General features: G+C 67.6%; 22 protein-coding genes and 1 pseudogene. All 23 read left to right on the forward strand.

Going from position 1 to position 24,292, the window contains the following annotated elements:
• The first annotated feature begins 37 nt into the window (after positions 1-37).
• Positions 38-838: a carbon monoxide dehydrogenase gene (locus FJX73_00360; GenBank protein MBM3469236.1), complete on the forward strand. Its 801-nt coding sequence runs from the start codon at positions 38-40 to the stop codon at positions 836-838.
• Complete coding sequence (gene cooS, locus FJX73_00365; GenBank protein ID MBM3469237.1) at positions 835-2,769, forward strand: anaerobic carbon-monoxide dehydrogenase catalytic subunit; 1,935 nt, start codon at positions 835-837, stop codon at positions 2,767-2,769. Before FJX73_00360 ends, cooS begins: the two co-directional genes overlap by 4 nt.
• Before the next feature lie 56 nt (positions 2,770-2,825).
• Positions 2,826-5,012, forward strand: a complete 2,187-nt coding sequence (gene cdhC, locus FJX73_00370; protein MBM3469238.1) for a CO dehydrogenase/CO-methylating acetyl-CoA synthase complex subunit beta — start codon at positions 2,826-2,828, stop codon at positions 5,010-5,012.
• A 14-nt stretch (positions 5,013-5,026) separates the two neighbouring features.
• The gene (locus FJX73_00375; protein ID MBM3469239.1) at positions 5,027-6,385 is read left to right on the forward strand and encodes an acetyl-CoA decarbonylase/synthase complex subunit gamma; all 1,359 of its coding nucleotides are present in this window, start codon (positions 5,027-5,029) and stop codon (positions 6,383-6,385) included.
• Positions 6,386-6,410: 25 nt separating this feature from the next.
• Positions 6,411-8,330, forward strand: coding sequence for a DUF4445 domain-containing protein (locus FJX73_00380; GenBank protein ID MBM3469240.1), 1,920 nt, complete (start codon positions 6,411-6,413; stop codon positions 8,328-8,330).
• Positions 8,251-9,111, forward strand: a complete 861-nt coding sequence (locus FJX73_00385; protein MBM3469241.1) for a carbon monoxide dehydrogenase — start codon at positions 8,251-8,253, stop codon at positions 9,109-9,111. The genes FJX73_00380 and FJX73_00385 overlap by 80 nt, the downstream gene beginning before the upstream one ends.
• A complete protein-coding gene (locus FJX73_00390; protein MBM3469242.1) occupies positions 9,108-9,725 on the forward strand; it encodes a DUF3786 domain-containing protein in 618 nt (205 codons plus the stop codon). Before FJX73_00385 ends, FJX73_00390 begins: the two co-directional genes overlap by 4 nt.
• Before the next feature lie 4 nt (positions 9,726-9,729).
• Complete coding sequence (locus FJX73_00395; GenBank protein ID MBM3469243.1) at positions 9,730-10,707, forward strand: acetyl-CoA decarbonylase/synthase complex subunit delta; 978 nt, start codon at positions 9,730-9,732, stop codon at positions 10,705-10,707.
• Between the two features lie 10 nt (positions 10,708-10,717).
• On the forward strand, positions 10,718-11,503 hold the full coding sequence (locus FJX73_00400) for a hypothetical protein (GenBank protein MBM3469244.1): 786 nt from the start codon (positions 10,718-10,720) through the stop codon (positions 11,501-11,503).
• A 15-nt stretch (positions 11,504-11,518) separates the two neighbouring features.
• A complete protein-coding gene (locus FJX73_00405; GenBank protein MBM3469245.1) occupies positions 11,519-12,853 on the forward strand; it encodes a bifunctional folylpolyglutamate synthase/dihydrofolate synthase in 1,335 nt (444 codons plus the stop codon).
• 9 nt (positions 12,854-12,862) lie between these two features.
• Positions 12,863-13,552, forward strand: a complete 690-nt coding sequence (locus FJX73_00410; GenBank protein ID MBM3469246.1) for a hypothetical protein — start codon at positions 12,863-12,865, stop codon at positions 13,550-13,552.
• Positions 13,549-15,258, forward strand: coding sequence for a formate--tetrahydrofolate ligase (locus FJX73_00415; GenBank protein ID MBM3469247.1), 1,710 nt, complete (start codon positions 13,549-13,551; stop codon positions 15,256-15,258). The genes FJX73_00410 and FJX73_00415 overlap by 4 nt, the downstream gene beginning before the upstream one ends.
• Positions 15,144-15,395 (forward strand): annotated as a pseudogene (locus FJX73_00420) (FAD-binding protein). Before FJX73_00415 ends, FJX73_00420 begins: the two are co-directional and overlap by 115 nt.
• A 63-nt stretch (positions 15,396-15,458) precedes the next feature.
• Complete coding sequence (locus FJX73_00425; protein ID MBM3469248.1) at positions 15,459-16,457, forward strand: CoB--CoM heterodisulfide reductase iron-sulfur subunit A family protein; 999 nt, start codon at positions 15,459-15,461, stop codon at positions 16,455-16,457.
• Entirely contained in the window at positions 16,454-18,298 is a 1,845-nt protein-coding gene (locus FJX73_00430; protein MBM3469249.1) for a hydrogenase iron-sulfur subunit, read from the forward strand. Before FJX73_00425 ends, FJX73_00430 begins: the two co-directional genes overlap by 4 nt.
• Positions 18,285-18,857: a heterodisulfide reductase gene (locus tag FJX73_00435; GenBank protein MBM3469250.1), complete on the forward strand. Its 573-nt coding sequence runs from the start codon at positions 18,285-18,287 to the stop codon at positions 18,855-18,857. Before FJX73_00430 ends, FJX73_00435 begins: the two co-directional genes overlap by 14 nt.
• Entirely contained in the window at positions 18,854-19,726 is an 873-nt protein-coding gene (locus FJX73_00440; protein MBM3469251.1) for a heterodisulfide reductase subunit B, read from the forward strand. Before FJX73_00435 ends, FJX73_00440 begins: the two co-directional genes overlap by 4 nt.
• Positions 19,727-19,742: 16 nt before the next feature.
• Positions 19,743-20,420, forward strand: a complete 678-nt coding sequence (locus FJX73_00445; protein ID MBM3469252.1) for a hypothetical protein — start codon at positions 19,743-19,745, stop codon at positions 20,418-20,420.
• A 5-nt stretch (positions 20,421-20,425) separates the two neighbouring features.
• The gene (locus tag FJX73_00450) at positions 20,426-21,343 is read left to right on the forward strand and encodes a methylenetetrahydrofolate reductase (GenBank protein ID MBM3469253.1); all 918 of its coding nucleotides are present in this window, start codon (positions 20,426-20,428) and stop codon (positions 21,341-21,343) included.
• Positions 21,344-21,381: 38 nt separating this feature from the next.
• A complete protein-coding gene (locus tag FJX73_00455; protein ID MBM3469254.1) occupies positions 21,382-21,798 on the forward strand; it encodes a response regulator in 417 nt (138 codons plus the stop codon).
• A 4-nt stretch (positions 21,799-21,802) separates the two neighbouring features.
• Complete coding sequence (locus FJX73_00460) at positions 21,803-22,228, forward strand: response regulator (GenBank protein ID MBM3469255.1); 426 nt, start codon at positions 21,803-21,805, stop codon at positions 22,226-22,228.
• The gene (locus FJX73_00465; GenBank protein MBM3469256.1) at positions 22,225-23,109 is read left to right on the forward strand and encodes a 5,10-methylenetetrahydrofolate reductase; all 885 of its coding nucleotides are present in this window, start codon (positions 22,225-22,227) and stop codon (positions 23,107-23,109) included. The genes FJX73_00460 and FJX73_00465 overlap by 4 nt, the downstream gene beginning before the upstream one ends.
• 1 nt (position 23,110) lies before the next feature.
• Positions 23,111-24,292, forward strand: coding sequence for a HAMP domain-containing histidine kinase (locus FJX73_00470; GenBank protein ID MBM3469257.1), 1,182 nt, complete (start codon positions 23,111-23,113; stop codon positions 24,290-24,292).

Here is a 24,292-nt window from a genome sequence, read left to right on the forward strand (position 1 = left end):
CCACACCCGATGCCTCGCCCGTGGGGGGGTAGGGATAATGCAGGAGAAGATGGCGCCTACTGCACCCATGAAGCTTGCTATCTCGGGAAAGGGCGGGGTCGGCAAGACGACCCTGACTGCCCTGCTGGCCGTCTCCATGGCTGACCGCGGCTACCGAGTGACCGTCATTGACGCCGACCCGAATCCCACCCTGGCATCGGCCCTGGGGCTTCCTTCCCAACCGATTACGCCCCTTCTGGAGTTGCGCGAGGAGATCGAGCAGCGGGTCGGCGGCACCGACGGTTTCGTGCGGTTGAACCCGCGCGTGGATGATCTCGTGGATCGGGTCGCCGTGGTACACCGTGGCATCCGACTTGTCGTGGCAGGGGCCATCACCCGCGGCGGCGCCGGGTGCGCCTGCCCCCAGAGCGTGCTGCTGCGCCGGGTCATCGAATTCCTGGCCCTCGAGCGCGACCAGGCCCTCCTCGTTGACCTTGAGGCCGGCCTGGAGCACCTGGGCCGACGCAGCGCGCATGCGGCCGACGCCCTGCTCGTCGTGGTGGACCCCAGCCGGGCCAGCCTGGAGACCGCGTCCCGCATCAGGCGCCTGGCCGCGGACATCGGGGTCGCGCAGGTCCTGGGCGTGGCCAACAAGGTCCGGGGCTCTACCGACGAGGCCTACCTGGCCGCCCACCTGGACGGTCTCGAACTGATCGGAATGATTCCCTACAGCGAATCTCTGATGGAATCCGAACGCGCGGGAGAACAGGCATCGGCCGTAGATGGAGCCGCGGCCGGAGCGGTGGCACGGCTCGTAGACGCACTTGAAACCAGATTTCAGGGGAGGGTCAGGGAATGAGTGACACTGTCCAGCAGCGGGACCGAACGGATCCTGCCAGCGTGGAGATGCGGGCGCGCGCCAAGACCGAGAACATCGCCACGATCTGGGATCGCTACGCGGCTCTGGGCTCCCAATGTCGCGTGGGCGAACTGGGGATCTGCTGCACCATCTGCCATCTCGGTCCCTGCAACCTGGGACTTCCCGGCAGCAAGCGACCCCAGATAGGCGTCTGCGGCGCCAACATTGACACCGTGGCGGCCCGGCGGCTGGCCAGGGACATGGCCGCTGGATCGGCCGCGCACTCCGACCACGGACGGTCGGTGGCCCAGTTGCTGCGGATGACGGCCCGAGGGCAGGCGCCGGGGTACAGCATCAAGGACGAGGTCAAACTGCGCGCGCTGGCCGTTGAACTCGGGGTTGCCCTGGACGGCCGTAGTGCGGCCGCGATCGCCGAGGACGTGGCCCGGGTCTGCCTCTCGCAGTTCGGTCAGCAGGACGGTGAGTTGGCTTTCCTCGGGCGAGCGCCTGCCAAGCAGCAGGAGATCTGGCGCAAGCTCGGCGTTGCACCGCGGGGCGTGGACCGCGAGATCGTGGACGTCATGCACCGCACCAACATGGGAGTGGACACCGACTACCAGAGTCTCATCATGGGCGGGATCCGCAGCGCGCTGGCAGACGGGTGGGGAGGCTCGATGGTTGCCACCGACCTCCAAGATGTCCTCTTCGGGACCCCAAAGCCGGTGCGGGCCCAGGTGAACCTGGGCGTGCTGCGGGCCGACCAGGTCAACGTCTTGGTGCACGGCCACGAGCCGATGCTGGCAGAGGCCATCGTGGATGCCGCCGCTGATCCGGCACTGCTCGCGCGGGCCAAGGAGTTGGGCGCCTCGGGTATCAACGTGGCCGGGATATGCTGCACGGCCAACGAGGTTCTGATGCGCCGCGGCGTTCCGATAGCCGGCAACTTCCTGCAGCAGGAACTGGCGATGATGACCGGATCTGTGGATGCGTTTCTGGTGGATGTCCAGTGCATCATGCCCGGGCTGACCGAGGCGGCCTCCTGCTTCCACACGGAGATCATCGCAACCTCGGAGAAGGCCCGCATTCCGGGCACGAGACACGTGCCGTTTCACGAGGACCGGGCCGCCGCGTCCGCGCGCGAGATAGTCGGACGCGCGGTGGAGAACTTCGCACGCAGGGATCGGTCCAGGGTGGTCATCCCCGACCACAAGATGGATGTGGTTGCCGGGTTCACCACGGAATCCATAACCCACATGCTGGGAGGTACCTTCCGGGGCGGCTGGCGTCCCCTAAACGACGCGATCATCGCCGGCCGCATTCGGGGGGTCGTGGGCGTGGTGGGCTGCGACAGCCCGAAGCAGATCCAGGACCAGTGCCATCTCGATCTGGTTCACGAGCTGCTGCGGCACGACGTCCTGGTGGTCCAGACCGGTTGCTCTGCCATCGCCTGCGGTAAGGCCGGGTTCCTGCAGCCGGAGGCCGCCTTCAAGTACGCCGGCAAGGGCCTGCAGGAGATCTGCGAGACCGTGGGCATCCCACCTGTCCTGCACGCCGGGTCGTGCGTGGACAACAGCCGGATCCTCACCGCCTGCATCGAGATGGTCAAGGAGGGCGGCATCGGCCGCGATTTCTCCGAGTTGCCCGTGGCCGCCGCCGCGCCCGGCTGGTGGTCGGAGAAGGCGATAACGATCGGGTTCTACGCGGTCGCCTCCGGCATCCTCACCGTGCTGGGGTCGTCGCTGAACATTCTGGGGAGCGACGCGGTCACGCGCTTCGTGACCCAGGAGATCGAGGGAGTAACAGGTGGCCGGTTCGCGTTCGAGTCCGATCCGGTCAAGGGAGCGCAGCTCATCGTGGCCCACCTGGACAAGAAGCGAGAGGCCCTGAAACTGCGCCCGATGATGTACGAGGTCGTTGCGGTCGGGGCGTAGCCCTGTTCCGGTGAGACTGGACCGCCGGTCCATACACAGGTAGGAGGGAAGAAACCATGTCGCGCATCATCGCCACCGCTGCGATCAAAGGGGCGCACAAGTATGTGGGCGAGGCCGAGTCCAAACTCGTGGAGGCCATCGAGGCCAAGGGCGCCGGCCATCGCCTGGAGTTTCCCAACACCGCCTTCCACCTGCCGTTGATCCTGGCGCTGACCGGGATCAAGGTGAAGACGTTCGAGGACGCGTGGGAGCCGCTGCGCATCGCCCGGAACATGCTGCCGCCGGTTCCCACCGACAACATGTGGCTGCCCTACCTGGGAGGCGCGCTCGACGCGGGGGTTGCGACGCTGATGTCCCAGGAGATAATCGAGGCCCTCCGATACGCGAACGGCACGCAGCCCAACGGGGTGTTCCTGGGGTTCACCGACGACGCGATCCTCCGCACCCAGGGCATCAAGCTGGTGGACGGCCGAATGCCCGGGTTCGCCGCGTGCGTCGGGGCACTGCCCACCAACGAGGCGGCCGTGAAGCTCGCGCGCGAGTTGCAGGAGCGGAACATCCTGGTCTTCCTGGCCAGCAGCACGAACGGCCGCAGCATGGCGGAGCAGCTCGCCGAGGAAGGCGTTGAGATGTCTTGGGATACCTACCTGGTGCCCTACGGCCGGGAGACCAGCACCGCGGTCTACGCGCTGAACTTCGCGGCCCGAGCGGCGATGACGTTCGGGGGCCTGACCCCCGGCGACTACATCCGGGGCCGCCAGATCCTGCTCTACAACAAGGACCGTGTGTTTGCCTTCGTGCTCGCGCTGGGCGAGGTTGACGAAGAGAAGTACGCTACCGCCGCGGGCGCCATCAACTTCGGCTTTCCCGTCATCGCCGACACCGACATCCCACAGATACTACCCACCGGCATCTGCACCTATGAGCACGTGGTGAGCAACATCCCGCACGACCGCATGGTGGCCAAGGCGGTGGAGGTGCGGGGGCTGAAGCTGAAGATCACCAAGATCCCGATCCCGGTTTCCTACAGCGCCGCGTTCGAGGGCGAGCGTGTGCGCAAGGAGCAGCTCCACGTGGAGTTCGGCCGCCAGCTCTCGCCTGCGTTCGAGTTCCTGCGCGGGCGAGAACTGCACGAGGTCGAGGACGGGCGGATCGAGGTAATCGGACCCGACCTGGACACGGTCGAGCCCGGTGGGATCCTGCCTCTGGGCATATTGATTGACGTCGCAGGCCGCAAACTCCAGAAGGACTTCGAGCCGATCCTGGAGCGGCAGATTCACCGGCTCATAAACGGCGCGATGGGTGTGATGCACATAGGCCAGCGCGACATGCCGTGGATACGGGTAAGCAAGGATGCGGTGGCCGCCGGGTTCCGGCTCCGCCACTTCGGCGAGATCCTCCACGCCAAGTACCTGGAGGAGTTCCCGGCGCTCGTGGACAAGGTCGCGGTCACCGTCTACTCGGAGGCCGAGCAGATCACGCACATCATCGAGGAGGCCCGCAAGGTCTGGGACGAGCGCGACGCGCGCGTTGCCGGCATGACCGACGAGACCGTGGACGTCTTCTACTCCTGCACCCTGTGCCAGTCCTACGCGCCCAATCACGTCTGCGTCATCTCGCCCGAGCGGCTGGGGCTGTGCGGGGCCTACAACTGGCTCGACGGGAAGGCCAGCTACGAGATCAACTCCGCAGGTCCCAACCAGCCGATCGAGAAGGGCGCGTGCCTGGATGCCAACCTCGGGGTGTTCGAGGGCATCAACGCCTTCGTTCACAACAAGTCCAACAAGACCGTCGAGCAGGTGAGTCTCTACTCGATGATCCACTCGCCGATGACATCGTGCGGGTGTTTTGAGTGCATCATGGGCCTGGTGCCCGAGGCGAACGGGGTCATGATCGTCAACCGCGAGTTCAGCGGGATGACCCCGCTGGGCATGACCTTCAGCACCCTGGCAGGGATGGTCGGCGGAGGCATTCAGACCCCCGGTTTCCTGGGCGTGGGGCGCCTGTACATGGCCAGCCGCAAGTTCATCCCGGCCGACGGCGGGCTGCAACGCCTGGTGTGGATGCCCAAGGAGATGAAGGACGCGCTTCGCGAGAAACTCGAGATTCGGGCCAAAGATATCGGTGACGAAGGGTTCGTGGACAAGATCGCCGATGAGACCGTGGCAACGACGGCCGAGGAACTCGTGGCACATCTGGAGCGAGTGGGCCACCCGGCACTCCGGATGCCGGCGTTGCTCTAAGGGGATGAGAGATCATGCCGCTCACAGCGCTTGACATCTACAAGATCTTGCCCAAGACGAACTGCGGGGAGTGCGCGTTTCCTACCTGCCTGGCGTTCGCCATGCAGCTTGCCACCAAGAAGGTGGCCATTGACGCGTGCCCGTACGCCAGCGACGACGCCAAGGCCACGCTGGCAGGCGCGGCGGCGCCGCCCATCCGGCTGGTCAGCGTTGGGCCCGCGGAGCAGTGCATCGTCATGGGGAAGGAGACCGTGCTGTTCCGGCACGAGGAGACCTTCTACCACCCAACGGCCATCGCCGTGCGGGTGCGGACCGACCGCTCTCCGGAGGAGCTGCGCGCGGCCTTCGAGCGGGTCAAGGCGCTCCAGTTCGACCGCGTCGGTCAGGAGGTACGCGTCGAGCTGGTGGCGCTCGAGGACGCCGCCGGGGACCCCGGGCGGTTCGCGTCCGCGGCGGCGCTGGCGGCCGAGATGGGCCTCACGCTGGTCCTGGTGAGTTCCTCGACCGACGCCTTGAGCGCGGCCGCGTCGGCCGTCAAGCAGCACCGCCCGTTGCTCTACGCCGCGACAGCGGAGAACTGGGAGGCGATGGCGCGGCTGGCCAAGAGCTGCGGGTGCCCGCTGGCGGTGCGAGGGAAGGGCCTCGACGAGCTGGCCGACCTGACGGCGCGTATCGCCGCCGCAGGCGTCACCGACCTCGTAGTTGACAGCGGTGCCAGGACGGCCGCCGCGACGCTGCAGGACCTGACGCAGATCCGGCGCCTGGCGCTGCGCAAGACCTTCCGGCCGTTTGGGTATCCGGCGATGGCGTTCGCGACTGCGGGCAATCCGCTGGACCAGACGGTGCAGGCGGCCGCGTACATCGCCAAGTACGCTGCTCTGGTCGTGACCGATGAGCTGGAGCCATGGCAGGCGCTGGCGCTGGTAACCGCCCGCCAGAACATCTACACCGATCCTCAGAAGCCGATCCAGGTGGAGTCCGGGATCCACACCGTCGGGGCGCCCGATGAAACCTCGCCGGTGCTGGTGACGACCAACTTCTCGCTTACGTACTTCACCGTGGAAGCCGATACTGAGGCCAGCCGGACCCCGGCCTGGGTGGTCGTGGTCAACACCGAAGGCATGTCCGTGATGACCGCCTGGGCCGCGGACAAGTTCAACGCGGAGACCATCGCCAAGACAGTCGGGGAGTCGCAAATCGCCGAGCGCGTCGGCCACCGCCGCATGGTCATTCCCGGCGGCATAGCCGCCCTCAGCGGGAAACTGGAGGAGCTCTGCGGCTGGCAGGTCCTGGTGGGGCCGCGCGAGTCCGCGGGTATTCCGGCCTTCATGCGCACGCAGTGGAAGCAGGCGAGCGCCGCGGCCAGCAGTTGAGGAGCCGTGAGGAAGTGGTGGGGTAGTGGCGGGACCGACCGTCAGGTTCCAACCGGATGCGCGGACCGTCGCGGCCGAGGCAGGGCAGACCCTCCTGGACGCGGCCTTCGCGGCTGGGATCCCGCTGAACAGCGTCTGCGGCGGGCGCGGCATCTGCGGGAGGTGCCGGGTTCGGATCGTCGCCGGCGAGGCGGAGGTGGACGAGGGTGGCAGGGTCCCGGGCGGGGGGGAGATCCTGGCCTGCCTGAGCCACGTGACCGGCGACGTCACCGTGGACGTCTCCGAACTCTCACGGCTGGAAGGCGAGCAGATCCTCACCGGGGCGGAGCGAAATGGTCCGTTCATGCCGATTCCCGAGGAGGCCGTGGGCGAGCGCCCGGTCGCCGCGGTCCAGCCCGCCGGGGATCCGCTAGTGTTTGCCCTTGCCCTGCAGCTTCCGCAGCCGACGATTCACGACTGCCTGAGTGACCTCAACCGCCTGACCCGTGAACTACGCCGGGAGGGCGGCATCCAAGACCTCATGGTTCCCCTGGACGTTCTCCGCACGGCGCCGCAGGTACTGCGCGACGCCAACTGGGAGGTCACCGCGGTGCTCGCGCGCACAAACGGCGCGCACGAGCTCGTCGCGCTCCGGCCAGGTGCGACCACGTCCGGGTTGTACGGCGCGGCCGTGGACGTGGGCACGACGACCATCGTTGTGCACCTGGTGGACCTGGCGAGCGGTGCCACCCTGGGCGCGGCCGCCGCGCTCAACCGGCAGGCCACCTACGGGGATGACGTGATCTCGCGCATCATTCACGCCGGTGAACCCGGCGGACTCGACAGGCTGCGGGACGCTGCCCTGGGCGTTACCAACGTCCTGATCGGCGGGCTCGCGCAGGCGCACGGCGTGGCCCGGGACGACATCGTCGGCGCGGTGCTGGCGGGCAACACCACCATGCTACACCTCTTCCTGGGGCTTCCTCCGGCCGAGATACGCCGGGAGCCCTACATCCCGGTGATCTCCATGCCTCCGGCCTACCGGGCCGGAGAGGTGGGGCTGCGCGTGAACCACCACGCAATGGTGGCCTGGATGCCCGGGGTCAGCAGCTATGTCGGCGGGGACATCACCGCCGACGTGCTGGCCGCGGGCATGGATGGCACCGAAGAGCTCTCCATGCTCATTGACGTGGGTACCAACGGCGAGACGGTGATCGGAAACCGCGACTTCCTGGTGTGCTGCGCGTGCTCCGCAGGCCCGGCGTTCGAGGGAGGCGGCATCACCTGGGGGATGCGTGCGGCCCTGGGAGCGGTGCAGCGTGTCAAGGTCGGCCCTGACGGAGGGCTCACCTGGGTAACCATCGGAGGCGGAAGGCCCCGGGGCATCTGCGGTTCCGGACTGGTTGACCTGCTGGCGGAACTGCTGCTGGCCGGATACCTGGACCGCGCGGGCCGGCTGCGGCCCGACGCGCCTGTCGTCAGGGAAGGTCCGGACGGTCTCGAGGCGGTGGTCGTGCCCTCCGGGGAAAGCGCGGCAGGCCGCGACATCGTCTTGACCTCGGCGGACATTGAGAACCTCCTGAGGGCAAAGGCGGCCGTCTACGCTGGCGGCGCCCTTCTTACACGGCGGCTAGGCATTGACATCCGCGACATCCAACGCATCTACGTCGCCGGCGGCTTCGGGACTTACCTGGACATCCCCAAGGCCATATTGATCGGCCTCCTCCCCGACGTGCCGGTGGAGCGGATCACCTTCATCGGCAACGGATCGGTGACAGGCGCCAAGATGGCCCTGCTCTCGCATGAAGCCTGGCGCCGGGCCGCCGAGGTGGCGCAGAAGATGACCTATCGGGAGCTCAGCACCGACACCGGCTTCATGGAGGAGTATGTCTCGGCCACGTTCCTCCCACACACCGACTGCGCCCGGTTCCCGCGCGCGTGCGCGCAACTGGGCAGGCAGGACTGAGGAGGGAGTGAAGGTGCCGTTCGTGGTGGCGGTGGCCGGCAAGGGGGGAACAGGCAAGACCACCATGGCCGGGCTCATCGTCCGTTCCCTGCGCCGTTTGGGCAAGACCCCGATCCTGGCAGTGGATGCGGATCCCAACACGAACCTGGACGCGGCGTTGGGGCTGCGGCCGGACCGTGCGATCTCGGACGTCCTGCAAGAGACGCGGGGCATGCGGGATGTTCCGGTCACGGTCCCGCGTGCGATGTATCTCGAGTACCATCTCGAAGACTGCCTGGCTGAGGGCCAGGGCGTTGACCTGATCGTAATGGGTAGACCGGAAGGAGCCGGCTGCTACTGCGCGGCCAACCACCTGCTGCGCGAACACCTGGACCGCCTTATGGGCAGTTACCCCTTCGTGGTGATGGACAACGAAGCAGGGATGGAGCACATCAGCCGGCGGACCACGCGCGACGTCGGGCTGCTGCTGATCGTGAGCGACCCCAGCATGGCCGGAATCAAAGCGGCGCGGCGCATTCAGGACCTCGTGCGGGGACTCGGCCTCTCGGTCGGGGAGATCGCGTTGGTGATCAACCGGGCCAGTGAGATCCCATCCGCGGTAGAGCGCGTCTTCGGCGAGGGCGGTATCCGCGTTGCCGGTGTGGTGCCCGAGGACCCGCTGGTGGCCGCCTACGAACTGGAAGGACGGCCGATGCTGGAACTTCCCGACGACTCCCCGGCAGCGCGTGCCGTGACGGAGATGCTGGCGGCGGTAGGGCCGCTGGCACCGGTGCGAGCATGAGCATCTATCAGGGGACCTACGACGGCCTGCGCGCCAAGATCGGCGCGCAGCCCCTCAACCCGCTCGTCACCCGCAGCGGTGCGACGCTGCTCGGTCCGGACCGGATCGGGCTGCGCTGCGTCGGGCGCGACTACACGGTTGCGTATCCGGAGGGTGTTGTGCTGGACGCCGAGGGCCAACCGGCCGAGGTAAGCGTGGCCATCCTACTGCTGCTCTACCTACTGGAGTCCACCGGCAGCCCTCGCGAGGGCCGGTGGATCTCGTTCGAGCAGCTTCCCGGCGGAGCAGGGTATCTGGCCTCGTTTCGCGGCCGGGTCGTGGCACCGATCCTCAAGGCCTTTGGTCCAGACCCTGCGCTCCTGCTGGAGGCAGGCAGGAAACTGGACGGCGAGCCGCTCGACCAGGGCGACGTATCGCTGTGCATACCGGCGCTCCCGCGGGTACCGGTGGCCTACCTGATGTGGAAAGGCGATGAGGAGTTTGCGCCCAGCGTTTCGGTGGTGTTCGACGCTTCGGTCCAGGGATACCTGGATGCCGAGGTGGTGACCGCGCTGGCAGAGCTGACGACCCGGCGGCTGGTGGCTGCCGCCAACCGTATACGCAAGGAGGGGTGATCAGGTGACCGTTGAGCTGGTGAGAGAAACCTGGCCTGGCAAGGTATTTGCCGTTACAATCGGCGCCACGGCTTCGGAGGGCGGAACGCGCGCCCGTACGGTGACCGTGGGCGGGCACGCAGCGCTGCCGTTCCTTCCGGGGGATGCTCCCAGCCCCAACCCCCCGGTGGTGGCGATGGAGGTTCTGGACGCGGTGCCCCAGGACTGGCCCGACGCTCTCCGGAAGCAACTGGGTGACGTCTCGGGCTCGCCCGCGGATTGGGCGCGCAAGTGCGTCGAGGCCTACGGGGCGGAGCTGATCTGCCTGCGCCTCAACAGCCCTCATCCCGACTGGACGGACGCCTCGCCGGACGCGGCGGTGGCCACGGTGCGGTCGGTTCTGGAAGCCGTACCCGTGCCCCTGATCATCCTGGGATGCGGCCATGCCGACAAGGACAATGAGGTCTGGCCGCGCGTCACGGAGGCAACGAAGGGAGAGCGTTGCCTGATCGGTGTGGCCACGCCCGAGAACTACAAGACGCTGGTGGTCTCCTGTCTGGCAGACGGCCACTCGGTCTTGGCCGAATCCCCGATTGACGTCAACATCCAGAAGCAGCTAAACATCCTCATCACCGAGATGGGGATCTCCCCCGGCCGTATCGTGCTTCACCCGGGGAACGCGTCGCTGGGCTACGGCCTGGAGTACGAGTACTCGATCATGGAGCGGATCCGCATAGCCGGTCTGCAGGGCGACAAGATGCTGGCGCAGCCGATGCTCACCCTCTCGGCCGAGGAATCCTGGAAGGCCAAGGAGGCCAAGCTGCCTGAAGCCGCGCAGCCGGTATGGGGTTCGGAGTCATGGCGCGGGCCGGCCTGGGAGGCGATTACCGCAACCTCTTTCCTGCATGCCGGGGCCGATATCCTGGTCATGATGCACCCTGAGGCGGCGGCTGCCGCCAGGCGGGCGATCGCCGACCTGAGCGCGGCCGCGGCGACCGCATAGGAGGAAGCAGATGTTCATCATAGGTGAGCGGATCAACGGCATGTTCCGGTCGGTGGCCCGTGCGATACGGGATCGTGACAAGGACGCGATAGTGGATCTGGCCAGGAAGCAGGTGAGCGCCGGGGCCAGCGCCCTGGACCTCAACACCGGTCCGACAGGGGACGACCCGGCCGAGGTCATGACCTGGCTGGTGCAGACCGTCCAGGATGCGGTGGACGTGCCGCTGTCCCTGGATAGCCCCAAGCCGGCCGTGATAGCAGCGGGGCTGCGGGCCTGCCGGGGCTACGCCGTCATCAACTCCACGACGGGCGCCGCGGAGAAGCTCGACGCACTGCTCCCGCTGGCGGTGGAGTTCAACGCCGGGCTGATCGGGCTGACCATAGACGAGCGCGGCATCCCGCGCAACGCCCAGGCACGGGCCGAGATCGCGCTGACGATCGTGGCCCGCGCCATGGAGGCCGGCCTGCCGACCGACCGGCTGTACCTTGATCCCATAGTGCTGCCGGTCAGCGCCGCGCAGGCGCAGGGCCCCGAGGCACTGGGGGCAATCCCGTCGTTCCGGGCCCTGTGCGAGCCCTCCCCGCACATCATGGTGGGGCTAAGCAACGTCTCACAGGGTGCGCCCAATCGCAGTCTCATCAACCGCACGTTCCTCACGATGGCCATGGCCATGGGTCTGGACGGAGCCATCCTGGATCCGCTGGACCAGGAACTGATGGACGCGTTGCGGACGGCCAGCGTGCTTCTCAACAGGGAGATCTACTGCGACAACTACCTTCAAGTGAGGACGGCATAGCGGTCGGGTGTGGGAATGAACATCGAGGAGTCACTCGCCTACCTAAACGGGCTGATCGCCGGAAGGCCGGCCCCGCCGGCGCCGTATCTGCCCATCAAGATGGACCGCATGCGGCATCTCTGCGGCCTTCTCGGCAATCCCGAGCAGGGATTCCCGGCGGTGCTCGTCGCCGGGACCAAGGGCAAGGGATCCACCGCGGCGATGATCGCCTCGATGGCGCAGGCCGCCGGCCACCGGGTGGGTCTCTACACCAAGCCGCACCTCGTGGATTTCCGAGAGCGGATGCGGATCAACGGGGAGTTGATCTCGCCGAAAGAACTGTCCCTCCTTGTGGGCGAGGCGCGCGATGCGATCGTCCAGGGAAAGGGCGGGCCGGGTTGGCCCCCGACTTACTTCGAGGTTTCGGCCGCGGTCGCGTTCATGTACTTCGCACGAGGGGCGGTGGATCTCGCCGTCGTAGAGGTCGGCATCGGCGGGCGTCTGGACGCCACCAACGTGGTGAACCCAATCGTCTCGGTCATCGCCACCGTTGGGTACGACCACACCGACCTGCTAGGCAACAGTCTTCGTCGCATCGCCGAGGAAGACACCGGCATCATCAGGCCGGGCGGCCTGGCGGTAACCGTGCCCCAGCCCGCAGCGGCATCCGAGGTGATTGAGGCGGCAGCGGCATCCAATGGGGCCACGCTGATCAGGGTAGGCCGTGAGATCCGTTACCGGACGCTGCGGTCCAATCTGGGAGGGATCCGCGTCACCGTGTGCGGGCAGCGGCGTTCCTACCGGGACCTGACAGTGCCCCTGATGGGACGGCATCAGGCCCTCAACGCCGCCACCGCCATCGGGGCGGTTGAGGCCCTGGAAGCCGCGGGGTTCGCGGTGCCTGAGGAGGCGGTGCGGGCAGGCCTTTCCGGTCTGCGCTGGCCTGCTCGAATAGAGGTTGTCCGTGACTGCTGTCCCACCCTGATCGTGGATGTGGCCCACAACGCCGTCTCGTTCCAGGCGCTGCGCAACGTGCTGGACGAGGTATTCCCAGGGCGCCGCGTCACTTTGGTGATCGGGGTGCTGGGCAACAAGGACCTGGCAGGCATCGCCCGCATCATCGCCCCCCGGGCCTCGGTTGTGATTGCGACCAGGGCCGATGACGACCGTGCGCTGCCGCCAGCCGACGTGGCGATCGCGTTCTGTCCGGGGGTTGCCGACATCCGGATCGTCGAGGACCCGGTGGATGCTCTCGAGTGCGCGCTCGATGCCGCGTCCCCTGAGGATGTTGTCTGCGTGACAGGCTCGTTCCATGTGGCCGGTCCGGTGCTCGCCCACCTGGCCGCCGCCCCTGCGCTCCAGGCGAGATAGGAGGGCGCCATGATCGTAGCCGAGCAGAAGCCCCTGGAGGCCGTTCTCAGGATGATGGCGCCTTACCATCGGGTGCTGGTGGTCGGTTGCGCAAGTTGCGTGTCGGTCTGCCTCGCCGGCGGGGAGCGGGAGGTGGCCGTCCTCAGCTCGCTGGCCCGGCTGGCACGCGGTGCGCGTGACGAGTCCATCGAGATAGCCGAGGCAACCGTGCACCGTCAGTGCGACAAGGAGTTCCTCCTGCCGCTGGCTTCCCACGTAGAGGCGGTCGAGGCGGTCTTCTCGCTGGGGTGCGGGTGCGGCGTGCAGTTGATGGCGGAGACCTTCCCCGATCGCCGCGTGTTCCCGCTTCTGGACACCAAGTTCATGGGGATCACCCTCCAGCCCGGGGTGTGGGCCGAGCGGTGCCGCGGGTGCGGCGAGTGTATTCTCGACCGGACCGGCGGCATCTGTCCGATCGCGCGCTGCTCGAAGGGTTTGCTCAATGGACCCTGCGGCGGATACCGCGACGGCAAGTGCGAGGTGGATATCGCAGTGGACTGCGCGTGGCTGCTCATCTTCAACCGGCTTCAGGCACTGGGGGAGCTGGAGTCCCTCCGAGCCATCATGGAACCCAAGGACTGGTCAGGAGCCGCGGTCGGCCGGCCGCGGCAGGTCGTGCGAGAAGACGTCAAAGCACCCATCGAGGAGGTAACCGCATGAGCAGCAAGATCAAGAGCGACCTCGACATTGCCCAGGAGGCCAAGCTCCTTCCAGTGATGGAGATCGCCGGGCGCCTCGGACTTGCCGAGGACGACCTCGACATGTACGGGAAGTACAAGGCCAAGATACACCTGGACGTGATGGAACGCCTGGCCGACCGGCCCAGCGGCAAGTACGTCATGGTTACCGCCATCACCCCGACTCCGCTGGGCGAGGGCAAGACCACGACCGCGGTCGGCCTGGGCATGGCCCTGAACAAGCTGGGCCACAAGACCATCAACACCCTCAGGCAGCCCTCGATGGGCCCCACCTTCGGCATCAAGGGCGGCGCCGCCGGCGGCGGCTACTCGCAGGCGATCCCCATGGAGGACTTCAACCTCCACTTCACCGGCGACATCCACGCGGTCGGCGTCGCACACAACCTGCTGGCGGCAATGATTGACAACCACATCATGCAGGGCAACGAACTGCGCATTGACCCTTACTCGATCACCTGGCCGCGGGTGATGGACATCAGCGACCGGGCGCTGCGCAACATCGTAATCGGCCTGGGCACCAAGGATGACGGCCGGCCCCGCGCGACCGGGTTCGACATCACGGTGGCCTCAGAGGTAATGGCGATCCTGGCGCTGGCCAGCGACCTGCGCGACCTGCGGGCCCGCCTGGGCCGGATCGTCATAGGAACCAACGAGGACGGCTACCCTGTGACGGCCGAGGACCTCAAGGCCGCGGGCGCCATGGCGGTCCTGCTCAAGGACGCGCTGATGCCGACGCTGATCCAGACCCTGGAGAACACCCCGGTCATCGTGCACGCCGGGCCGTTCGCCAACATCGCCCACGGCAACAACTCCATCGTGGCAGACAAGATCGCGGTCAAGTTGGCTGACTACGTCGTGACCGAGAGCGGGTTCGGGGCGGACATAGGCGCCGAGAAGATGCTCAACGTGAAGTGCCGGTACAGCGGGCTGAAGCTCAACGCCGCGGTCGTGGTGGCGACGATAAGGGCCCTGAAGATGCACGGAGGGGTGGGCCGGGTTGTTCCCGGCCGGCCGCTTCCTCCCGAGCTGGTCAGCGAGAACGTCGAGGCGGTCGCGCGTGGCTGCGAGAATCTCCAGAAGCACATCGAAAACATGCGGCTACATGGCCTGCCGGTGGTCGTGGCCATCAACCTGTTCCCCACCGACACCGAGCGCGAGATCGCAGCGGTCCGCAAGGCCTCTCTGGCCGCCGGCGCAGCGGATGCCGTCACCAGCGAACACCACGCCCGGGGCGGTGCAGGCGCGCTGGAACTGGCCAAGGCCGTGGTCAAGGCCGTCGGGGAGTCCAGCCACATGCAGTTCCTGTACCCGCTGGAGATGCCGATCCGCGAGAAGATCGAGACCATCGCCACCAAGATCTACGGTGCCGACGGCGTGGACTTCGAGCCGGCCGCGGAGGCCAAGATCAAGCTCTACACCAAGCTGGGCTACGACAAACTGCCCATCTGCATGGCCAAGTCGCACCTCTCGCTCTCGGACAACCCTGCGCTCAAGAACCGGCCCCGGGGCTTCCGCGTGACGGTGCGCGACATCCGCGCCTCGGTGGGCGCCGGATTCCTCTATCCGTTGTGCGGGCAGATGCGCACCATGCCGGGCCTGCCCAAGGCCCCGGCGGCCAACAAGGTGGACATAGACCTGGAGACAGGGAAGGTGGTGGGGCTGTTCTGACCCATGCCCGCACCGCGTTGGTGGTGGGGGCCGGACCCGCCGGCCTGACGGCAGCGCAGGCCCTGGCCGCCAGGGGGATTCCTGTGCTTGTGGCCGAGCAAGGGCCGGTGATCGGCGGATGGGCGGCCTGCTATGCCTGCAAGGCCGCAACCGACTGCAGCCTGTGCGGGGTCTGCCTGGCAGCCCGGGCCAGCCGGACGATGCAACCCGGCGCCGGCGTAACGCTGCGGGTGGACACGCAGGTTCTGGGGATCGAGGGCGGGCCAGGCGGCTTCAACGTTCGCCTGGCCCGCGGGCCCCGGGGCGTGGACATATCACGCTGCACCGGGTGCGGCCGCTGTGCCGATGTGTGCCCGGCAGCCGCGATTGCCCAGCCCCACCCCCAGGCACTGCCGCTGGCCTATGTCCTGGACAGAGGGGCGTGCCTGCGCACAAGGGGTGAGGACTGCGTGGCCTGCAGGGACGCATGTCCCTTCGGTGCGGTCAGGTTGGATGACGCGCCGGGCGAGGAGGCGGTCAAGGCGGACGTGGTGGTCCTAGCCACCGGGTTTGCGCCGTTTCCGGCGGAGCGCAAGGGCCAGTTCGGCTACGGTCGCCTTCCTGGTGTCATCACCACCATGGATCTCGAGAGGGGTCTGTGGCAGCACGGACCGGACTATCTATCGCATCTAATGCCCGGCAGTCGGCGGGTGGCGTTCGTGCACTGCGTCGGCTCCAGGGACCTGGCCGCCGGCAGGGGCTGGTGCTCGCAGGTCTGCTGCCCTACCGCGCTGCGCTTGGCCGGCCGCATGGTACGCGAACTCCCGGGTCTGGAGGTCACCCTCTTCTTCATGGACCTGCAGCGGTGCGCCCCGGGGATCGCGCGCCTGTTCAGTGACCTGCCGCCGGAGATCCGCCTAGTACGTGGCATCCCGGGCGAGGTGATCTCGGAGCCCGGGGGGCTGCTTCTGACGTTCGAGGACGTCGCCGCTGCTGCCAGAAGCCAGGAACTGTTCGACCTGGTGGTGCTGGCCGTGGGCATGGATGCTCCCGCATCTGCCGCGGGAGTGCGGTCGTCAGCGAGTGGCTTCGTTTCTGACCTTCCGCCAGGGATCGTGGCTGCGGGCGCCGCTGGGGGTCCGGTCAGCATCCCCGAGGCCGTGGGCGAGGGCCTGAGGGCCGCTGGCGCAGCCCTGCGTGTCCTGGAGGGCCTGTCGTGAACGATTCGGGAACGGCCCTGGTAGTCTGTACCTGCGGCGGAACTCTGTGCGACCGCCTCGACACCGAGCGCATCGCCGCGGCGCCTGGCTTCGTGTCGTCGCTGGTCAGCCTCGATCTCTGCCTGCCCGCGGGCCGCGCGCGGGCCTCGGGCTGGCTTCGCGAGACCGCATCCAGCGGCCTTGTGGTGGCGGCGTGCGGTATCCCTGCGGCAGTACAGGCGGTCGCCGAGGTGTCCGAGGCCGCTGGGGTCGCAGGGCACCGTACAGGCCTGGTGGATCTGCGGGAAGGGTGTGCCTGGGTCCATCCCTGGCCTGATCAGGCCACTGCCAAGGCCCTCAGGATGGTGGCTTCGGCTGCGGCCGGCATCACCGAGAGCATGCCTCCGGTACCCGATGCCGAGGTGAGGCCCTCCGGGCGGGTGCTCGTCGTAGGAACCGGCCCGGGCGCGGTGGCCGCAGCCGCCCGCCTTGAGGACCTGGGCTGCGAGGCGATGCTCGCCGGTGGAACGGTGGAGCGGCTCGAGGGGCAGGCCGGTGAGTTCAGGGTCAGGATACGAACCGATCAGGGCGTCGAGTGTCACGCGGTCGGCGCAGTGATCGCAGCAGGCGATGCCCGCGAGTGTGCGCCCGCGGCCCAGGCAGGCCAGAGGGTGGCCTTCCTGCTGGAGGGCGATCCCTGGCCTTCGGTTGCCGAGTCCACGCTCTCGGCGGCCCTGCACCTGGCACGGGACTGCGGGTGCCGCGTGCTGGTGTTCTTCCGCGACATGGGAGTTGCCGGGCCCGGGTTGGAGGAGCTCTACCGGGAGGCGCGCGGCTGTGGAGTCACGTTCATCCGGACGGAATCCGGACCTCCTGGGATGGTTGAAGAAGGTGGTGGGTGCGTACTCACGCTGGAGGTGCCCGGACTGGGATCTGTCACCGAGACCGTTGACGTGCTCGTCAGCGGCGCCACCGCCGCGCAGCAGGGCACGCGGGGTCTGGCCGAAGTTCTGGGCGTGGCTCCCCGCAAGGGGGGCTGGGCGCCCAGGGAGCGCGCTCTTCTGGAGCCCGTTGCGACCGAACGCAACGGCGTTTTCCTCATCGGACCGGCCCGGGGCCCGTACACCACCGACCAGGCAGTTCGCCAAGGAGAGGCCGCGGCAATGGCCGCGCTCTCGGTGGCCGCGCCGGGTGTGATGACGGTCTCTGCTCGGGCATCGGTGGACACCGAGCGGTGCGCCTTCTGCCTGACCTGTCTGCGCGTCTGTCCCCACCAGGCGGTGACCACCGGCCTGGGTCAGACCGTGCGGGTGCTTCCCGCTGCCTGCCAGGGGTGCGGCGTGTGCGCGGCGGCCTGCCCTGCCGGCGCGATCCAGATCACGGAGAGCCCCAACCGCCGGCTCCTGGCGGAGATAGACGCGCTCATGGCCGGGCCTCCGCTGGGCGGCCGCCCGGTTGTCGTCTATGCCTGCGCAAACTCTGCCTCCCCAGCCCTACAGGCGCTGGGCAGGCTGCGAATGTCATACCCGGCTCAGGTCCTGGTGGTGCCTGTGCCCTGCCTGGGCCGCCTGGAGCCGGTTCACTGCGTGCGGCCGCTGGCTGCGGGCGCATGCAGGGTCCTCCTCTGCGGCTGCTACGACCGGAGTTGCGAGCACCTGGTCGGGCCTGCCACGGCCCGCAGGATGGTGGAGCGCGCCTCCGCGCTGGCAGGCACGCTGGGTCTGGATCCCGAGGCAATCCATGTGGCGTCCCTGGCTCCAGTTGACTGGCACAAACTCGGCCAGATTCTGCTCGCCAGTTGCGACAACAGGCGCCAGGAGAGCGGGGAAGCATCCGAGGTGACGGCGCATGCTACCGCGTGAGGCGCAGGCGCTTCCCGCCAGAATGGACCCTGCCTGGGCGACGGTCATCGCGGCTGCCAGTCGGGAGCGCGTGGGGCTCTGCTTCGGCTGTGGCATCTGCACCGGAAGTTGCCCCCTGGCTCCGGCGATGGACATGCTGCCGAGCCGCCTAATGAAGGCGGTCCAGCTCGGGCTTCGGGAGCGGGTCCTTGGGGCCACCGCGCCGTACCTCTGCGTCGGCTGCGAGACCTGTGCCGTCAGGTGCCCGAACGGGATAGACATCGCCCGGGTGATGGACGCGGTGCGCCAGGCAGGCATTGCCAGGGGTGGTCCGGTTCCCAGGGTGGACATCCAACGGTTTCACCAGTGGTTCCTGCGTACAGTGAGGTTGTTCGGACGCGCCCACGAGGGGCTGCTCTCGGCCGGCTACAGCCTGCAGCAGGGACGGCTGCGGCAGGATCTGCCCACCGGATGGGCCCTCATGCGGTACGGTCGGTTGGCGCTTTGGCCCCATTCAATCCGGCGGCGCCGTGAAGTGCGCCGCTTGTTCCGAGCCATCGGGCAGAAGGACGGGCGATGACACAAGTGGCCGAGGAGAAGCCGCTCGCGCTGTACCCAGGGTGCTCGCTGCAGAGCACCGGAGCCGCATACCTGGCTTCCGTGCACGAGACGCTGCGTGCCCTGGGGCTCCAGGTGAAGGAACTGCCCGACTGGAGCTGCTGCGGCGCCAGCTCGGCCCACTTCGTTGACCCGGAACTGGCAGTCCTGCTGCCTGCCCGCAACCTCGCGATCGCCGAGGCCCTGGGGACAGATGTGCTGACCGCGTGCGCCGCCTGCCACCACCGGCTGGCGCAGGCAGAGCACGAGATCAGCACTTCGGAAGCCGTGGCGCGAGCCGCCGCTGAGCAGGGCGTGGCTTACCACGGCGGGGTCAGGGTGCGTCACCTGCTCTCGGTCCTGGATGAGATCGACCTCTCCGGGCGGATCCGCTGTCCCCTGGCTGGGCTCAGGGTGGCATGCTACTACGGATGCCTGCTCGTGCGCATACCCAGGTCCGGCGGTATAGACGACGCCGAGAACCCGGGCATCATGGAGCGTGTGCTCCGGGCCTGCGGCGCCGATGTGGCCGACTGGCAGGGCAAGACCTGGTGCTGTGGTGCCAGCCTGGCTGCGACCGTGCCAGAGCTGGCCGGGGACCTCGTTCAACGGATACTGGTGCAGGCTCACCGCGCAGGCGCCGACTGCATCGCCACCGCGTGCCCGCTGTGCCAGCTCAACCTGGATCTGCTCCAGGGTGCCGCGGTAGAGCGGGCGGGTCTCGAGCGCCTGCTCCCGGTGCTATTCTTCACTCAACTTACGGCGCTGGCGCTGGGAGCCAGCCCGCGTCGCCTGGGATTTGGGAAACACCTGGTGGCGGTCCGGCCGATGATGGCAGCGCTGGCCGGATGAGGAAGGTGGTCTCGCCGTGATAGTTGCGCAGCAGAAGCCCTTGGAAGAGATCCGCCAGATGGCGGGCGGGTTCCGCCGCCTGTTGGTGCTCGGCTGCGGGACGTGCACCACCGTATGCTTCGCGGGCGGAGAGAAGGAAGTCGGGCTCCTCGCAACCTCGCTGCGGTCGGTGCTGGGCCAGCAGATCGAAGTCGAGGAAGCCGTGGTTCAACGGCAGTGCGAGTGGGAGTTCCTGGACCAGGTCGGCGAGGCGGTTGGCCGGGCTGAGGCGGTGCTGTCGCTGGGGTGCGGCGTAGGCGTGCAGGGAATCGGGGAGCGCTACCCCGGCGTTGTGGTGCTGCCAGGGCTCAACACCTCCTTCATGGGGCTCACCGAGGCCCCGGGGATCTGGGGCGAACGCTGCATGGCGTGCGGCGACTGCCTCCTGCACCGGACCGGCGGGATCTGTCCGGTGGCCCGTTGCGCCAAGAGTCTCCTGAACGGTCCCTGTGGAGGTGTCCAGGACGGGCACTGCGAGATCTCCCCTGAGAACCCCTGCGCCTGGGTGTTGATCTACGACCGGCTGATGCAGCAGGGCCGCCTGGAGCAACTGGAGGAGATCATTCCGGTCCGGGATTGGAAGGCGAGCCACTCCGGCGGACCGCGCCGGATCGTGCGGCCCGACCTGCGCGCGATGGTCGAGGAGGAGGTGTAGGGGCCATGCCCGCCGGCAGCAATCTGGAAGCGGTGCTGTCCGCAGGGCGGTTCGCCGTGACCGCCGAGCTGGGTCCGCCCAAAGGCACCAACCTGAGCGTGGTGGAGCGCAAGGCGGAGATCCTCAGGCACTGCTGCGACGCCGTGAACCTGACCGACAATCAGACCGCCATCGTGCGCATGTCCAGCCTGGCCTGCGCGATCCACCTGCGCCGGATGGGTCTGGACCCGGTGATGCAGATGACGTGCCGCGACCGCAACCGTCTGGCCCTGCAGTCGGACGTCCTGGGCGCCGCGGGCGCGGGCGTGCGCAACTTCCTGTGCCTGAGCGGAGACCACCAGCAGTTCGGCAACCACCCAGGCGCCAAGAACGTCTTCGATCTCGACTCGATCCAGCTCATCCAGGTGCTGGCAGGCATGCGGGATACGCGCAGGTTCCAGGGCGGCGACGAGTTCACCGGAGACATCCCAATGTTCATCGGGGCCGCGGCCAATCCGTTCGCCGACCCGCTGCCGTATCGGGTAGTCCGCCTGGCCAAGAAGGTGCGCGCAGGCGCCAATTTCATCCAGACGCAGGCCGTCTTCGACCTGGAGATCTTCGGACGCTGGATGGCCCAGGTGAGGGCACGGGGGCTCCACGAGCAGGTTGCCATCATGGCGGGAATCGTGCCCCTGAAATCGGTCGGTATGACCCGCTACATGCGGGACTACGTTTCGGGCATAACCGTGCCCGATGCGATTATCGCCCGGATGGAGGACGCCGCGGATCCCAAGGCCGAAGGGATGGCCATCGCCGCCGAACTCATTGATGCCGTGCGCGAGATACCGGGCGTCCGGGGCGTGCACATCATGGCGGTGGGGTGGGAGGACGTCGTCCCGATCCTGGCAGAGCGGGCCGGGCTCCTGCCGCGGCCGCTGATATGACGAAATCCCGGGAGGCGCGGGAAGGGGGGCTGGGCTGAATGCAACCTCGGATCCTGGTGGTGGATGACGACCCGGACATCACCGTGGCCGTCAAGACCGTGCTGGAGGCCGCGGGCTATCAGGTGGAGACCGCGCCCGACGGCGAGGAGGGGCTCGAGAGGGTCCGCCGGGAAGTGCCCGACCTGATCATATTGGACATGCTAATGCCCAGGCTGGATGGGTACGGCGTGGTGCGGGCGCTGAAGGAGAAGCCCCGCTGGGCGGCGATTCCGATCGTGATCTTCACGGCGGTCGGTGAAGAGGCCAGCCGGCGAAGGTACGAGCTGGAGACCGGGCTGGCCATGGACGTGGACGACTACGTCGAGAAGCCGGTAAGGCCGGTAGAACTGCTGCACCGCGTCGGCAAGGTGCTGGAGCGACGCGGCAAGCGGGCCGGCAACCCGGGAGAGGTGTAGGACATTGGCCACAGACCCGAAGAGCATCCTGTTGATTGACGACGATGCCGACTTCGTCGAGGCCACCCGGATCGTGCTCGAGAGCCGCGACTACCGGGTGGCCGTGGCCCTCGACGGAGTGGAAGGGCTGCGCCTGGCGCGTCAGGCCAGGCCCGATCTGATCATCCTGGACGTGATCATGCCGTTCAAGGACGGTTTCACGGTCTGCGAGGAGCTGAAGCGGGACCCGGTGCTGGCTGAGGTCCCGGTCCTGATGCTCACCTCCTTCGCCGAGCGGCATGGCGATTCAGGCCTCCCGGTCAGTGCCGGGTTTGGTCTGGAGGCAGAGGACTACCTCGACAAGCCGGCTCCTCCAGGCGTTCTCCTCTCGCGCGTGGAGCGGCTGCTCTCGCGCTATGGCCGTGCGGAAGGAGGGCCGGGGGAGCCATGACCCTGCGAGAGGCCCTGGCTCAAGGCCAGTTCGTGGTGACGGCCGAGGCGTCTCCGCCCAAGGGAACCAATGTGGCAGGTGCAATCGCGGAGGCCGAGCACCTGCGGGGGCGTGTGCAGGCGTTCAATGTGACCGACCAGCAGAGTTCGGTGATGCGCCTCGGGTCCCTGGCGCTCTGCTACCTGCTGAAAGAGCGGGGCCTCGAGCCCATCTTCCAGGTGACCTGCCGCGACCGGAACCGGATCGCCCTGCAGTCAGACCTCTTGAGCGCGGCGGCGCTGGGCATCGAAAACGTTCTCTGCCTGACCGGTGACCACGTGAAGCTGGGCGATCACCCGCAGGCTAAGCCGGTCTTTGACCTGGATTCGGTCTCCCTGCTGCAGGCAGCAGCCGGCCTGATGCGTGGTCAGGACATGGCGGGCAAGAAGCTGGACGGCGCGCCCGACTTCTTCCTGGGCGCGGTCGTCAGCCCGGGTGCCGATCCGGTGGAACCCCAGCTGCTCAAGATGGAGAAGAAGGCGCAGGCCGGTGCCCAGTTCTTCCAGACACAGGCCATCTTCGACCCGGACGCATTCGCCCGCTTCATGGAAGCGGCACGGCCCCTTGGCAAGCCTGTCTTTGCCGGGATCATCATGCTCAAGTCCGCCGGCATGGCCCGGTTCATGAACCGGAACGTTCCGGGCGTGCACGTGCCCGACCGCCTGATCGAGGTCATGGAAGCCGCCAAGGACCGCCAGGAGGCCAGCGTGGGCGTGGCCGCGGAGCTGATTCGGCAGCTCCGGCCGCTTTGTCAGGGCATCCACCTGATGGCAATGGGATGGGAACACCTGCTGCCGCGGGTGTTGGAGGCCAGCGGTCTGGCAGCTCAGGGAGTGATGTAGCGTGGCCAGCCAGGAGACGCTCGAGCGCACATCCCTGTTCGGGGATCTGCCCGCGGCGCTGCTGCGCCGCCTGGCCGCCCTGAGCGAGGAGCGGTCCTACTCGGCGGGACAGCGGATCTTCCAGGAAGGCGAGGGCTCCACGCACCTTTGCATCATCAAGGAGGGGCGCGTCGCCCTCGAGATGGACCTTCAGATCGGTAGGGCAGAAGCCGGCGAACGGCGCACTTTTGCCGCTGTGCTGGGTCCTCTTGATTGCTTTGGCTGGTCCGCGCTTGTGCCTCCCCACACCCGCACCATGTCGGCCGTGGCTATTCAAGACACGACCGTGGTGGCTCTGGAGCGGGAGGCGCTGGAGCGCCTGATCGCCGATGACCCTCGGGCCGGGGTCCTGATGATGCGCGGGCTGGCCCAGCTCGTGGGGAATCGTCTGATGGAGGCCAGGGCAAAACTGTGTTTCGTGATCGCGCTGGTGTCCCACGAGCTGAAGGCGCCCCTGGCCGCCGTCGAGAGCTATCTTCAAGTGATGCTGGGCGGCTACGCGGGTGATGTTCCGGACAGACAGCGGGAGATGCTTGACCGGTGCAGCATCCGGGTGCAGGAGCTGATTGAACTAATCAACAGCCTGCTCAGGGTCTCCCGGATCGAGACCGGTGACCTCTCCGCGGAGCTCGGTGTCGAGTCCCTCCACGACATCCTCGAGAAGGCCGTGGACAATGTGGCTACCGCTGCCCGGGACAAGGGTGTGTTTCTTCGAGTGCATGTGCCCGCGGGCCTGCCGCCGCTCTTGATGGCGCCGCTTCGAATCCAGGAGGCGCTTACGAACCTACTGGACAACGCTGTGAAGTTCACACCTGCAGACGGAGAAGTCATCGTGACCGTCCAGGAGCGGGAGGCCGACATCTGTGTGCAGGTGCGGGATACCGGAATCGGTGTGGCCGCGCAAGAACTGCCAAGGATCTTCGATGAGTTCTACCGCGGGCAGATGGCTCAATCGAAGGGACTGGGGCTGGGCCTGTCGCTCGTGAAGAAGATCGTCGAGGCCCACCGGGGCCAGATCTGGGTGGAGAGCCCGCCCCCAGGAGAGACGCGCGGCACGGTCTTCACGTTTGCGCTACCCAAGGCCCTGACCGTGCAGGCCTCGCCTGGTGAGAGGCCTCCTGCCGGTCAGGGGGAGGCGGCCTGA

Source organism: Armatimonadota bacterium, assembly GCA_016869025.1.
Classification (GTDB): domain Bacteria; phylum Sysuimicrobiota; class Sysuimicrobiia; order Sysuimicrobiales; family Humicultoraceae; genus VGFA01.

Excerpts from the sequence above, each read along its gene's own strand:
- FJX73_00360 (MBM3469236.1), top strand. The coding sequence starts at position 38 with ATGCAGGAGAAGATGGCGCCTACTGCACCCATGAAGCTTGCTATCTCG.
- cooS (MBM3469237.1), top strand. The coding sequence starts at position 835 with ATGAGTGACACTGTCCAGCAGCGGGACCGAACGGATCCTGCCAGCGTG.
- cdhC (MBM3469238.1), top strand. The coding sequence starts at position 2,826 with ATGTCGCGCATCATCGCCACCGCTGCGATCAAAGGGGCGCACAAGTAT.
- FJX73_00375 (MBM3469239.1), top strand. The coding sequence starts at position 5,027 with ATGCCGCTCACAGCGCTTGACATCTACAAGATCTTGCCCAAGACGAAC.
- FJX73_00385 (MBM3469241.1), top strand. The coding sequence starts at position 8,251 with ATGTCTCGGCCACGTTCCTCCCACACACCGACTGCGCCCGGTTCCCGC.
- FJX73_00390 (MBM3469242.1), top strand. The coding sequence starts at position 9,108 with ATGAGCATCTATCAGGGGACCTACGACGGCCTGCGCGCCAAGATCGGC.
- FJX73_00400 (MBM3469244.1), top strand. The coding sequence starts at position 10,718 with ATGTTCATCATAGGTGAGCGGATCAACGGCATGTTCCGGTCGGTGGCC.
- FJX73_00405 (MBM3469245.1), top strand. The coding sequence starts at position 11,519 with ATGAACATCGAGGAGTCACTCGCCTACCTAAACGGGCTGATCGCCGGA.
- FJX73_00410 (MBM3469246.1), top strand. The coding sequence starts at position 12,863 with ATGATCGTAGCCGAGCAGAAGCCCCTGGAGGCCGTTCTCAGGATGATG.
- FJX73_00415 (MBM3469247.1), top strand. The coding sequence starts at position 13,549 with ATGAGCAGCAAGATCAAGAGCGACCTCGACATTGCCCAGGAGGCCAAG.
- FJX73_00425 (MBM3469248.1), top strand. The coding sequence starts at position 15,459 with ATGCAACCCGGCGCCGGCGTAACGCTGCGGGTGGACACGCAGGTTCTG.
- FJX73_00435 (MBM3469250.1), top strand. The coding sequence starts at position 18,285 with ATGCTACCGCGTGAGGCGCAGGCGCTTCCCGCCAGAATGGACCCTGCC.
- FJX73_00440 (MBM3469251.1), top strand. The coding sequence starts at position 18,854 with ATGACACAAGTGGCCGAGGAGAAGCCGCTCGCGCTGTACCCAGGGTGC.
- FJX73_00450 (MBM3469253.1), top strand. The coding sequence starts at position 20,426 with ATGCCCGCCGGCAGCAATCTGGAAGCGGTGCTGTCCGCAGGGCGGTTC.
- FJX73_00455 (MBM3469254.1), top strand. The coding sequence starts at position 21,382 with ATGCAACCTCGGATCCTGGTGGTGGATGACGACCCGGACATCACCGTG.
- FJX73_00465 (MBM3469256.1), top strand. The coding sequence starts at position 22,225 with ATGACCCTGCGAGAGGCCCTGGCTCAAGGCCAGTTCGTGGTGACGGCC.